The sequence below is a fragment of the Halomonas sp. GXIMD04776 genome, assembly GCF_049808615.1.
Taxonomy (GTDB): Bacteria; Pseudomonadota; Gammaproteobacteria; order Pseudomonadales; family Halomonadaceae; genus Modicisalibacter.
On the sequence record NZ_JBNCAN010000029.1, the window covers coordinates 1 to 11699 of the forward strand.

At 57.6% G+C, this 11699-nt stretch carries 15 protein-coding genes and 2 pseudogenes; 10 read left to right on the plus strand and 7 right to left on the minus strand.

Annotated elements, in window-relative coordinates; genetic code table 11:
* Window positions 1–6 precede the first annotated feature (6 nt).
* Window positions 7–87: a hypothetical protein gene (locus ACPF7Z_RS16965; RefSeq protein WP_425193029.1), complete on the plus strand. Its 81-nt coding sequence runs from the start codon at window positions 7–9 to the stop codon at window positions 85–87.
* Window positions 88–102: 15 nt separating this feature from the next.
* Here ACPF7Z_RS16965 and ACPF7Z_RS16970 read toward each other — a convergent pair whose 3' ends face one another.
* Window positions 103–1041 (minus strand): hypothetical protein, encoded by a 939-nt coding sequence (locus ACPF7Z_RS16970; RefSeq protein WP_425194443.1) that lies wholly within the window; start codon window positions 1039–1041, stop codon window positions 103–105.
* A gap of 424 nt (window positions 1042–1465) precedes the next feature.
* Between ACPF7Z_RS16970 and ACPF7Z_RS16975 the strand changes: the two genes are divergently transcribed.
* Entirely contained in the window at window positions 1466–2779 is a 1314-nt protein-coding gene (locus tag ACPF7Z_RS16975) for a DEAD/DEAH box helicase (RefSeq protein ID WP_425194444.1), read from the plus strand.
* Between the two features lie 317 nt (window positions 2780–3096).
* Here the strand turns inward: ACPF7Z_RS16975 and ACPF7Z_RS16980 are convergent, their stop codons facing one another.
* The 5 genes from ACPF7Z_RS16980 to ACPF7Z_RS17000 form a co-directional block, all read right to left on the minus strand.
* The gene (locus ACPF7Z_RS16980) at window positions 3097–3396 is read right to left on the minus strand and encodes a helix-turn-helix domain-containing protein (RefSeq protein ID WP_425194445.1); all 300 of its coding nucleotides are present in this window, start codon (window positions 3394–3396) and stop codon (window positions 3097–3099) included.
* A complete protein-coding gene (locus ACPF7Z_RS16985; RefSeq protein WP_425194446.1) occupies window positions 3389–3703 on the minus strand; it encodes a transcriptional regulator in 315 nt (104 codons plus the stop codon). The genes ACPF7Z_RS16980 and ACPF7Z_RS16985 overlap by 8 nt, the downstream gene beginning before the upstream one ends.
* Window positions 3704–3820: 117 nt before the next feature.
* Window positions 3821–4234, minus strand: a complete 414-nt coding sequence (locus ACPF7Z_RS16990) for a GFA family protein (RefSeq protein WP_425194490.1) — start codon at window positions 4232–4234, stop codon at window positions 3821–3823.
* A gap of 105 nt (window positions 4235–4339) precedes the next feature.
* Window positions 4340–4576 (minus strand): hypothetical protein, encoded by a 237-nt coding sequence (locus tag ACPF7Z_RS16995; protein WP_425194447.1) that lies wholly within the window; start codon window positions 4574–4576, stop codon window positions 4340–4342.
* Between the two features lie 106 nt (window positions 4577–4682).
* Window positions 4683–4901 (minus strand): hypothetical protein, encoded by a 219-nt coding sequence (locus ACPF7Z_RS17000; RefSeq protein ID WP_425194448.1) that lies wholly within the window; start codon window positions 4899–4901, stop codon window positions 4683–4685.
* 419 nt (window positions 4902–5320) lie between these two features.
* Here ACPF7Z_RS17000 and ACPF7Z_RS17005 point away from each other — a divergent pair, with 419 nt between their 5' ends.
* Window positions 5321–6280 carry an integron integrase gene (locus ACPF7Z_RS17005; RefSeq protein ID WP_425194449.1) on the plus strand — a complete coding sequence of 320 codons (960 nt, stop codon included), beginning with the start codon at window positions 5321–5323 and terminating at the stop codon, window positions 6278–6280.
* Here the strand turns inward: ACPF7Z_RS17005 and ACPF7Z_RS17010 are convergent.
* Window positions 6239–6466, minus strand: a pseudogene (locus ACPF7Z_RS17010) (hypothetical protein); the annotation flags it as partial. The gene ACPF7Z_RS17005 and the pseudogene ACPF7Z_RS17010 sit on opposite strands and share 42 nt — an antisense overlap.
* A 6-nt stretch (window positions 6467–6472) precedes the next feature.
* On the opposite strand from ACPF7Z_RS17010, the pseudogene ACPF7Z_RS17015 reads away from it, so the two are divergent.
* From ACPF7Z_RS17015 to ACPF7Z_RS17045, 7 genes and pseudogenes are all read left to right on the plus strand, one after another.
* A pseudogene (locus ACPF7Z_RS17015) lies at window positions 6473–6798 on the plus strand (IS5/IS1182 family transposase); the annotation flags it as partial.
* A gap of 90 nt (window positions 6799–6888) precedes the next feature.
* Window positions 6889–7665, plus strand: a complete 777-nt coding sequence (locus tag ACPF7Z_RS17020; protein ID WP_425194450.1) for a DUF3450 domain-containing protein — start codon at window positions 6889–6891, stop codon at window positions 7663–7665.
* Complete coding sequence (locus ACPF7Z_RS17025) at window positions 7662–9053, plus strand: MotA/TolQ/ExbB proton channel family protein (RefSeq protein WP_425194451.1); 1392 nt, start codon at window positions 7662–7664, stop codon at window positions 9051–9053. The genes ACPF7Z_RS17020 and ACPF7Z_RS17025 overlap by 4 nt, the downstream gene beginning before the upstream one ends.
* On the plus strand, window positions 9034–9591 hold the full coding sequence (locus ACPF7Z_RS17030; RefSeq protein WP_425194452.1) for a MotA/TolQ/ExbB proton channel family protein: 558 nt from the start codon (window positions 9034–9036) through the stop codon (window positions 9589–9591). The genes ACPF7Z_RS17025 and ACPF7Z_RS17030 overlap by 20 nt, the downstream gene beginning before the upstream one ends.
* On the plus strand, window positions 9584–9991 hold the full coding sequence (locus ACPF7Z_RS17035; RefSeq protein ID WP_425194453.1) for an ExbD/TolR family protein: 408 nt from the start codon (window positions 9584–9586) through the stop codon (window positions 9989–9991). The genes ACPF7Z_RS17030 and ACPF7Z_RS17035 overlap by 8 nt, the downstream gene beginning before the upstream one ends.
* A complete protein-coding gene (locus ACPF7Z_RS17040) occupies window positions 9988–10767 on the plus strand; it encodes a TonB family protein (protein ID WP_425194454.1) in 780 nt (259 codons plus the stop codon). The genes ACPF7Z_RS17035 and ACPF7Z_RS17040 overlap by 4 nt, the downstream gene beginning before the upstream one ends.
* An 88-nt stretch (window positions 10768–10855) precedes the next feature.
* Window positions 10856–11623 (plus strand): ATP-binding cassette domain-containing protein, encoded by a 768-nt coding sequence (locus ACPF7Z_RS17045; RefSeq protein ID WP_425194455.1) that lies wholly within the window; start codon window positions 10856–10858, stop codon window positions 11621–11623.
* The last annotated feature ends 76 nt before the right edge of the window (window positions 11624–11699 follow it).

Here is an 11699-nt window from a genome sequence, read left to right on the forward strand (position 1 = left end):
GACTATATTGAGGGCTTTTATAACAGCCAACGGCTGCACAGTGGCCTGGGCTATCGGACTCCGTTAGAGTTCGAAGAGATTAGCTGATGGAGCGTGTCCATTTTATTGGGGGAACTCCATGGTGGCAAGATAGAAATTGGCCGTGTTGATACGGCTTTGGGTCACCCAAACCAACAGCAGGCCCCCCACCCCCATCAATTCAAGCAACCCTAGCACGATGGAAGCTTCCGACAGACCATCGGTCGGGATCATGGAATCCAACAAGATGCCTACGACAGCGCTGAACAGAAAGGTCATGACATAGAACGGTATGCCGAAGGTGATGCGGGCATGAAAGGTGGCATCCCTTTCACGGCCAAACCGGGCGTAGTCGAAGGTAAACATCATCAATACCCAAACCCCCATATAGTAGGCAAAGGTATGTAACCAGCCCCAGGGTGACGCACCACCTTCAGGCACACGCGTCAACCAGCCCGAAGGGTAGCCAAACTCGGCAACCGCCATCCCCACCGCGATCAGCATCCCGATCACATACACCGGCAGAAGCACGCCGTTAAACTTGTCCAGCCAATGCTGCACACTGCCAAAGATCAATGCGACGCCAAAGATCACCACTATGGCCGTAGCCATCGCCATGGACAGGTTGCCACTCCACTCCGATAGGACCAGAGCCATTACATAGCCTTCAAAAACGGCATAATAAAGTGCGGTCGCGAAGAATATCAGCGTGGCGACAATGGCGCCGACATGGCCAAACAGCACCTTGGAGAAAAGTGCAACGGTCAATCCCGTTTTCATGGAGTAGCGACTGACAATACCGTTAATAATGCCATAGGCAACAACAGTTAAGGCAATGCCTACCAAGGCATTGACAGTGCCGTAGGCACGCGCCATGGCGGCGGCAACCACCATATAGAATATCGCGCTACAGACGGCCCACCAGGCCATCATCAGGTTAACTCGTGGCATTCGCCCTTCTGCTGGCACAGGGCGTTCGGAAAAATCGAGGTCTGACACCTCATTTTGATTATTGTCTTTCATTTTGTGCTCCGTTGTTATTGTTCAACTTTCATATAGTCACATAGAAAAACTCACTAAACATTGCTTGATAAATGCGCTCTCATGAGGAACTACCATTAATTTTTATTTTTCATCCGACCAGAGAAAGCGCCGGCACATACAAACAATAGGCAGTATGTGCGATAAGTGTTTGGCATAGGGTGCACTGTCAATTTGCATTACGTGCACTGCTTGCCTCTTAAATGCGAACGGTTCAGGGCATGCGGTAGCCTCGTGCTCATCCGCCAGTCGGATGCACTTACTCATGTTTTCTGTTATCGTGCATCGCGCGGCTCTTTCGTCCCTTCGCCGCGCGATCATCCTGCTTTACTTACCTTTTACGCATTGGCCCGGGACGCACGCCTTTTGACTGGTGAGCGGCAGGTGCGTTTGACCCGGAGATTATATGAGCTTTTCCGAACTCGGCCTGCGCGCCGAACTGTTACGTGCGGTCGAAGAACAAGGCTATACCACCCCTACCCCGATCCAGCTCAAGGCCATTCCCGCCGTACTCAAGGGCGGTGATTTGCTGGCCAGTGCCCAGACCGGCACCGGCAAGACCGCCGGTTTCACCCTGCCGCTGCTTCAGCGCCTGGCGGACGGGCCTCGCCCGCAGCCGCGTCAGATTCGCGCCCTGGTATTGACCCCCACCCGAGAACTGGCCGCCCAGGTCGGCGAGAACGTCGCCGATTACGGCCGTCACTTGAAGCTACGCTCCCATGTGATCTTTGGCGGTGTGGGTCAGCAGCCCCAGGTGGATGCCATTCGCCCCGGGCTCGATATCCTCGTCGCCACTCCCGGGCGACTGCTCGATCTGCATCAGCAGCGCCATGTGGATCTCTCCAAGATCGAGACCCTGGTGCTTGACGAAGCCGATCGCATGCTCGACATGGGCTTCATCCACGACATCAAGAAGCTGCTGCGTCTGCTGCCCGCCAAACGCCAGAATCTGCTGTTCTCGGCGACCTTTTCCGATGAGATCCAGCAGTTGGCCAACGGCCTGCTGGACAGCCCTACCTTCATCGAGGTTGCCCGGCGCAACACTGCCGCCGAAAGCATCGATCAAGCCATCTATCGTGTCGACCGCGAGAAGAAGCGTGATCTGTTGGCGCATCTGATCAAGCAGCATCAGTGGTACCAGGTACTGGTGTTCACCCGCACCAAGCACGGCGCCAACCGTCTCGCGGAACAGCTCGGCAAGCAGGACATTCCCTCCATGGCGATCCACGGCAACAAGAGTCAGTCGGCTCGCACTCGCGCCTTGGCAGCCTTCAAGGAGGGCAGCCTGCAGGTGCTGGTCGCGACGGATATCGCCGCCCGGGGTCTGGATATCAGCGAATTGCCGCATGTAGTGAATTTCGAACTGCCCAACGTGGCGGAAGACTATGTCCACCGCATCGGTCGCACCGGCCGTGCCGGCAGCGAAGGCCAGGCGGTCTCGCTGGTCTGCGTCGATGAGCACGGACTCTTGAAAGGTATCGAACGCCTGCTCAAGCGGGATCTGCCCAAGCATGTCGAGCCCGGCTTCGAACCCGACCCCAACGCCAAGCCCGAACTCATCGAGAATGGTCGTCGCGGCGGGCGCAACAATAATCGCGGCAACGGTGGAAATAACGGCGCGAAGACTCGCAACGCTAACAATCCAAGTCGCGGTGAAAACCGCAATAGCGAGAACAAGTCGGCACGACGTCGGCGTCCGCAGCGCAGCCGTCAGGCCTGATTGTCATCGCGGTAGCGATCGGCCGATATGAAATGGAAAGCGTGACCCTTGGGGTCGCGCTTTTTCATACGGATGTTGTTTAGACTTCTCCTGGCAGTGGAGCCTATCAACCAGGCAAATCGGCTCGACGTCAGGCGAAGAAATTACGGTCTTTTTTCTTGTTGGGAAATGCAGAAAGCACTCGACCGATATTACTGACGCGGTCGTCCTGAATATGCTGTTCCCGATATGTAGTGGCACAGTGAATTTGGCCACCTAACGCTCGGCTTTGCGGCGTGCCGGAGCGCAGCGCAGGCGCGTCCGACAACAGCCGCTTGTTAACCCCGGAGTTCGAGGTCTTCCCGGATGACCTCGGGATGGCGGGAAGCAATCTCGATGAGCGCTTTTGCTGGCCCAGAGGGTTTACGTCGACCTTGCTCCCATTCCTGCAAAGTACGCGCAGAAATATGCAATACCTCAGCAAACTCGATCTGGGTCAGACCAGTTTTACCCCGTGCTTCCGCCACCTCATTAGGTTCTACACGACTGGTTCGTGCGGCTTTACCCGCTTTCATTTCTTTGACGGACTGGAGTAGCTTGTTGCCAAGCTCCTCAGCACTCAGAATCTCGTTACTCATTTTCCAATACCTCACGAATCGACTTCAGGATATGCGCGGGTATGTTGCCCCTGACGGCCTTTTTGTAGATCACCAACAACCAGATCTCACCATTTGCCAGCTTGGTGAAGTAAATAACTCGCACCCCACCACGCTTCCCTGAACCCGCTACCGACCAACGAACCTTTCTACACCCTCCGCTACCTGAGATGGGGTCGCCAATTTCTGGACTGGCTGCCAGCCAAGCAAAGAAAGCGCTTCGCTCTTCCTCAGTCCAGATTTTTCTGGCGTCCGCTTCAAATGTAGGGGTTTCGATAATGGTAAGCATGACAACCAATATACGTCATTGACGGAGTTTTGCAAGATTGGTGTCGAAAAGGGTTACGCTCGAAATCAGCGGCGCGGGTACCGCGTCCGCTGGATTGACTTGTTCGGCTGCATCTGCCTATTCCTCCTGGCGATTGGTTGCGTCGCGATCTCGTTCGTATCGTCTCGTGAGCGCGAATGAGGGCAACCAAGACTCGCGACGGACCGTCCAAAGTTCGTAGGTTGGCTGCATTTGGTTGGGCGCATCCAGAGAACCTAGATTCACTTCAATTTCGTCGCCAGAGCGTCCGAATACCGACGAGCCACAGTGGGGACAGAAGTACCTACCAGCATAGTCACGTGTTTCGCCCCCGATCGTCACGGCGTTTAATGGGAATATCGCCGAAGCGTGAAAAAGGGCACCATGGTGCTTGCGACAGTCTAGACAGTGACACAGGCCGACTCGGTATGGGTGCCCCAACGCCACGATACGAACGTTGCCGCAAAGGCACCCGCCTGTATATCGATCCATACTAACTCTCCTGCAAGACATGTGCGGCCGAACGCTGAAGGTAACCGGCACCGGAGCGCAGCGAAGGGAACCAAAAGCAGTAAGCTTTTGGTGTCCGGTTGACCGCCTTGTTAAATGATGCGGCCACTACGCTGGCACCTTGTTTATTAATATTGATTTTTTACCCTTATAATACTCTGTGTCGAATACCGTTTTATTGTTTTCATAAGCAGCAGCTTGGATCCAATCTCTTGCTTCACCGAGGGATACCTCTTTGTAGTCTGGGAGCAGAAGATAACCACCGGGATTTCTCTCTATAAGGTCGTCAAGAACATCCCAGCCTTGCAGCCATGTTTCTTCTTGCTCTATGTTGCTGAGCACCATTCCCAGTCCTTGATGACATTTAACGCAAAGCTAAGCGGCGGCCCGTCAGGGACGTCCGGTGGACGGCCGTCAGGCCGGGAACGAACTTGAGCGATTGGTTATGCATTTACGACAACTTCTTCCAGCTCACGGTAGTGCCAAAAGGCGGATAGATTGACATCGATTCCGATACTTCATACTTGCCGACCACGTTACCGTCAGCATCTACCTCATCATAGAAGTAGTAATCGGTATCCCTCCCCTTGCGCTGCTCCCATTTGGTATCTGTTTGAACAAGGTCGTGTGCGTCTGGGATACCTATTTTCTTTTTGTGTTCGTCGCTCATGAACAGATCCTCTTACTTTTTGACGTCTTCGATTCGGCGGGTTGAGAACGTAGCGGAGGTCATTTCAGTTCTTACAGTCGTACCGCAATATGGACAGATAACTGGCTCTCTCTCCTTGCCACCAGGAACACCGCCCCCAATCTTAGAGACGTAGAAATCCTTCTTGCAGCTTTCGTTTGTACACTTTTCCATGCTTGCCTCCCATAGGTGCATAACAGCAATTAGGCAGACAGCTTCGATATTGCGGAAATCTGACCGCTTCATGATTACGGTTTCTGATTCCCAAGAACGCCTACCTAAGATATTATAAAACAATAGCTTAGCCGACCACTCTGCTGGCTGCCGCGTAATCATTTGACTTCTGTGATTTGCTTACATAATAATACTGTATAAAAATATAGTTTTATGGGGTCTAGTCCATGCATGGGAAGCCGCTTCGGTTACGCGATCAGGTTCGTGCTGTCATTCGCGTCAATCATTACAGCATCCGCACGGAAAAAACCTACTGGTACTGGATTCGCTATTTTATCCGCTTCCAGCAAATGAAACACCCACGCTATATGGGACCACGAGAGGTTAACGAGTTTCTGACGTGGCTAGCTGTTCACCGGAATGTCGCGGCGGCTACTCAGGCCCAGGCGCTGAATGCGCTAGTGTTTTTGTACAACAAGGTACTCGACATACCTCTCGGGGAAATCGGCGAAGTTGTCCGCTCAAAAAAGCCACGGAGACTACCGGTGGTGCTCACTCACGACGAGGCTATGCGCATCATCAGTGAGCTACGCCACCCCGATCACTTGATCGCTTCACTCATGTACGGTTCGGGGCTTCGGGTGACAGAGGCGTGCAGGCTTCGCATTAAAGACTTGGATTTTAGCCAGCAAATAGTGACCGTTCGCGATGGCAAAGGCGCCAAAGACCGCACAACGCTGATGCCGGGAACACTCATTAGTGCATTACAGGATCATACCGATAGCATCTACAACGCTTGGAAACAAGAAGATCCCGAGTATCAACACCCTGTCAGTCTGCCCCATGCGCTATCGCGAAAATACCCCAACGCTGGCCACTCCCTGGAATGGCAATGGCTCTTCTCCTCACCTTCGTTGAGTACCGATAATCTCGGTAATGTCGCCCGCCATCACCGCCATATTACGTCGGTGCAGCGAGCTGTGCGTAATGCTGTAAAAGCAACGAGTATCGGCAAGCCCGCAGGCTGTCACACCTTCCGGCACTCTTTCGCCACGGAACTGCTAAAACACGGTAACGATATCCGCACGGTCCAGGATCTGCTCGGCCACGCAGACCTGCGAACCACCCAAATCTATACCCACGTCCTAGGGCAAGGCTTCGCTGGGGTTCGCAGTCCGCTGGGCTGAGAGTCGGTCAGTTAGCAACGATCTCTCGGGTTCCACGTAATTAATTACGCGCTTCCAAAATAGTTCAGGGCGTTCTTGCTGCCACTGCTTCATAGCCTCGATCGGTGTCCGATGATGCAAGGCCTTCTGGTGGATATGGTGATTGTACAGCCAGTTGTAACGTTTGAGTGTCATCTCCAAGTCGTCTCGCGAGTCGATCCGGTTACCGGACTGAACCATAGCATCACTGCCACCTCGGCCAACGTTACAGTTGTCACCATGACCGCCATCTTGTTCGGGACGAAGATAAGCGAGTATACGGCGATGCGGGGATACCCGGCATCTGGAAGCACCTTGACGAAGACAAGGATACCCCGGTCTCCCGGTGCTTTGTAGTTGCCAAATGCGGTACCTCCAAGAAAATGCAAGACAGCCCCAGGAAAACGCTGCTGCTGGCATTGAGAATGGCCAAGAACAGCATGCGCATCACAATCGAGCATTCGTTTCATGTCATCAAGAACCTCACTGCAGCGCGACAATGATACGGGCCCATGACGCCATTGATAATTGTTTGCATTGGTGGCATGGTGTGACCCGCTTCCTACCCACAACGCGACGGGAGATTCAGCGTGAAAACGACTCGCTTGCGAGGTCCGCTCGGTTTCGCGATCTGGTTGCTGTTGGCTGGCGTCACCCAGGCCCAGGAAGAATCACGCGATGCTTCCAATCAGACCCAACTTAGCCCGGCAGCGCAGCAGGCCAAGATCGATGCCGCAGACGACGAAACGCGCAAGCTGCTGACCGAGTTACGCCGCCTGGAAGGTAACACGCGCCGACTATCAGCCTACAACGACGAGCTCGAACAGATGGTGACCCATCAGGCTGACATCCTGGAGCAACGTTCTAAGGCTCTGGCATCAGCCAAGGTGATCGACGAATCGCTTCCCCCGCTGCTGCGCACGCTGGTGCAGCGTCTGGATAGCTGGGTCAACCACGACATGCCGTTCCTGCGCCAGGAACGCCAGGCACGGGTCGCCAACCTCGAGCAGATGCTGGTCAATCCCGAACTCGATGATGCCGAACGCCTGGACAGGGTGCTCTCCGCCTGGCGCACCGAACTGAGCTATGGCCGCGAGCTGGATGTTTGGCGAGGCATGCTCGATGAACAGCGCGAAGTCGACTTCCTGCGCCTGGGTCGGGTCGGGTTGTATTACCTGACCCCGGATGGTCGTACGGGAGGCGTATGGCGCTCCGGGAAAGGTGAATGGCAACCCTTGGGCGAGGATGCCCGCCGGGAAGTGCATAACGGCCTGCGCATCGCCCGGGACCAGCGCGCCCCGGAACTACTCGACCTGCCTGTTTCTCGCTCCGTGCGCAACGCCAGCGATCAAGAGGCAGACACATGATCCAACGAAGAAGCATGCTTCGCCGCTGCATCGTACTGTTACTGCTCGCGCCATCGTTCGCCGGGGCTCAACAAAACGCCCCCGAAACCTCCTTGAGCGCTCAGCGAGAAGCTACCGAGGCCCAGGATACGGCGCGCCTGGCCGCGCTGGTCGACGATCGCGAGGCCTTGCAAGAGGCATTGAAAACCGCTCGGGAACGTCAGACCACGGAGAATGAACGTCGCGACGCGCTGGAAGCCCGACAAACCGAACAGCGTAAGCGCCTGGATGAGCTTGCAGCAAAGCGCGATGCGCTCGGCGACAATGATCAGGATGGCGTTGATGTACAGGCCGTGGCAGCAGTTCTCGACCGCCATGTCGGCGAACTGCGGGATGAACTGGCGGACAGCTGGCTGACCCTGGGCGAGCTCGCACTTCCTGCCAGAGGCTCCCCAGAGGCGCCATTGACCCCGCAACGTCTCGAAAAGGTGGCCGATGCGCTCATGGCGCTGACCAGGGAATCCGGGCGCATTGAGCATCTCACGACTCCGGTGGCCGATGCCGAGGGCCAGGTGACAGATCAGGAAGTCGTGCGTCTGGGTGACATGGCTGCGTTCAGCAACAATCATTGGCTTCGCCAGGGAAAAGGCGATATGCCCCCGGCGGTTATCGAGCACACTCCAACCGCTGCGCAGGAGAATCTCAAGGCCTTCGCCAGCGAAGAGGGCGAGGGTCTGCTGCTCGATCCAACCCGCGGGAAGGTCCTCGACGCCCTGGCCCAGCATCCGTCCTTGCTCGAACGCTTTCATCAGGGCGGCGCGGTAGGCTATGTGGTGGTGGCGCTGGGTGCCCTCGGCCTGCTGGTGGCCCTGATCCAGTATGGCTATTTGCTGAGTGTCACCGCTCGCTTGCGGCGCCAGCTCAAGCACCTGGATCGGTTACGCCATGACAACCCCTTGGGTCGCATACTCGCCAAATTCCAGGCCGTGCGCCAGGGGCTTGCCTCGGAAGCCCTGGAGGCGCGTCTCGACGAAGCGCTGCTCGCCGAACAACCGCGACTCGAGCGGGGCCAGGCCCTGGTCAAGCTACTGGCCGCCATTGCGCCGCTACTCGGGCTTTTGGGCACCGTGACCGGCATGATCGTCACCTTTCAAGCCATCACCGTGTTCGGTACCGGCGATCCGCAACTGATGGCCGGCGGCATCAGCCAGGCGCTGGTGACGACGGTGCTGGGCCTGATTACTGCGGTACCGCTATTGTTCGCCCATACCGCTCTCACGAGTCGCAGCCGTCGACTCATTGGCGTGCTGGAAGGTCAGGCAAGTGCCGTGCTGGCAGAACATCTCGAAGCCCAGCCGATGGCCGTCGACAATCGTCATGGGGTTGAGCATGCCTCACCCTTGGCTTGAGGTTTTCACCGCGCCACTCGAATCCTTCACTCGACTGATCGAAGCGGGGGGTACGGTGCTGGTGGCCATTCTCGGCGTGGCAATCCTGCTGTTCTCCCTGGGCCTGGAGCGCTGGTGGTATTTTCGCTTCACTTGGCGTCGTGAACGGCGCGCCTTGGTGAATCGGTGGAGGGCCCGGCAGGATCATGTCAGTTGGAGTGCCTTGACCTTGCGCGAGATATGGACACGCGACCTGATTGCGCGGCTGCGTCGCCCCCTGCCCTGGCTCAAGCTGCTGGTCATGCTATGCCCACTTCTGGGCCTGCTGGGTACCGTGACCGGCATGATCGCCGTCTTCGATGGGCTGGCCGCCCAGGATACTAGCCAGGCGCGGGCGATGGCCGATGGCGTCGCTCGGGCAACGCTTCCGACGCTGGCCGGCATGGCCGTGGCGGTCATGGGGCTGCTTTTCACTACCCGACTGGAATTCATCATCCGGCGCGAAGACCAGCGGCTGCATGACCGCCTGGCCCGCGCCGCGGAGACCCCTCATGCGTAGACGCCGCCTGCAGGCCAATAACGGCGAGGCCAGCGAGATCAATCTGACCCCCATGCTGGATGTCGTCTTCATCATGCTCATCTTCTTCATCGTCACCACCAGCTTCATCAAGGAGAGTGGCGTGGAGATCGAACGCCCCGAATCGAGCGACGCCAGTCCGCAACCGGATGCCCAGGTGATGGTGGCGCTGACCTCCGAGGGTGCCGTCTGGGTCGACGGCCAGCCGGTGGATGCCCACCGGGTCGGCACCGAGGTGGCGGCACTGGTCAGCGACCAAGGCAGCGTGGTGATCCAGGCGGATCGGGCTTCGACCACGGGGCTGCTGGTGGAAGTGATGGACCGTTTACGCGAGGCAGGCGTCGAGGACGTGGCGGTGGCCGCGACGCGCAGAGGCTCATGATCAGGGCGCCCTTATCGGCCCTGGGCGGAGCAGCCCTGGCCCTGGTGCTGTTCTGGCTGCTGTCGCTGTTGGTGGCACCGCCAGAAGCGCCTATCGAAATGAAGCAGGAAACCATGCCTCTGAGCATGGTCGATGCTCCCCAGGCGCCCATGCCGGCATCGAATGCCAGTGCTGCAACAGAATCGTCGTCAGCGCCACTGCCAACCCCACCTGCCCAGATACCGCCGCAGCTTTCGAAGCCTGTATCGGCGCCCGAAGCCGCGCCTGTATCGGCACCGGAAGCCGATAGCAATATGGCAGTTCCTGAGCAGGAGTCATCAAAGCCTGAAACAGAACCTCAGCCAGCGCCGGAACCCGAGCCCCGGCCGGCTCCTGAACCTGAGCCTCAGTCAGCGCCTGAACCAGCGCCACAGCCGTCTCAGGACGCGAGCGCCGGGAGCTTCTCCGGCATGGCGCCGGACGCCAATCAGCCCCAGACATCTGGTGGCGGCAATGCGGATTCGGCGCCTAAGGACGTCGGTCAGGCGTCACCGATCAGTCAAGTGCCCCCGGAATACCCGGCCCGGGCTCAGCGGCGCAACCTGGAAGGCCATGTCGTGATGACCTTTCTGATCCGCCCGGATGGTAGCGTGGATCGCTCCTCGATCAAGGTGACAGACGCCCGGCCCCGCAACGTTTTCGAAAGGGCCGCTCGGCGAGCGGTAGCGCAATGGCGATTCGAATCGACCGGCGAGCTGCGGCGTGCCCAGCAGCGCCTGGAGTTCAGGCTACGATAATCTAGTTATTTTTGATAACAATTCGCATTTGATTTATCATCCCTTATTATCGAACCCATAGCCTGTACCCAGCAAAGAGTTCCACCCCATGTTCAAGGTCGATGCCGCCAGCGTCACGGTCGGCGACAAATGTCTACTGCAACCGACCGAGCTGGCTTTTGCCGAAGGCCAGGTATATGGCCTGATCGGTCACAATGGCTCCGGCAAATCGACACTCTTGAAGCTGCTTGCCCGGCAACAGCCAGCCAGTCGGGGCGAAATTCGTCTCGACGATCGCCCTTTGGCGGTCTGGGGCAGCCGCGAGTTTGCTCGCCAGGTAGCTTATCTGGCCCAGCACCTGCCCAGCGCCGACAACCTCACCGCCCGAGAGTTGATCGGCTTCGGCCGCTACCCCTGGCACGGTCTGTTGGGTCGGTTCGGTCGCGAGGATCATCGGCAGGTCGAACGCGCCATTGCCCTGACCCAGACCCAGGACTTTGCCGAGCGGCTGGTCGACACCCTCTCCGGCGGCGAGCGTCAGCGCGTGTGGCTGGCAATGCTGCTGGCCCAAGGCAGCCGCTACCTGTTGCTCGATGAGCCATTGTCGGCGTTGGATATCGCCCATCAGGTCGAAGTGCTGGCCCTGGTGCGTAAGCTGTGCCGCGAACTGAAGCTGGGCGTGGTCATCGTGCTGCATGACATCAACATGGCCGCACGCTATTGCGACCGGCTGATTGCCCTGCATAGCGGTCGCCTGTTGGCCCAGGGCACACCCGGCGAGATGATGTGCGACACCACCCTGGAAGCCATCTACGGCATTCCCATGCGCGTGATGCCCCACCCAGCCGGCGAGTCTCCCATTGCCGTGCTTCACTGATTTTCCATCCTGCGGATCGCTATCACCGATGCATTTCAGAACGTTTCCGGCGCGCCCCGCCTTTGTCCTCGCCCGG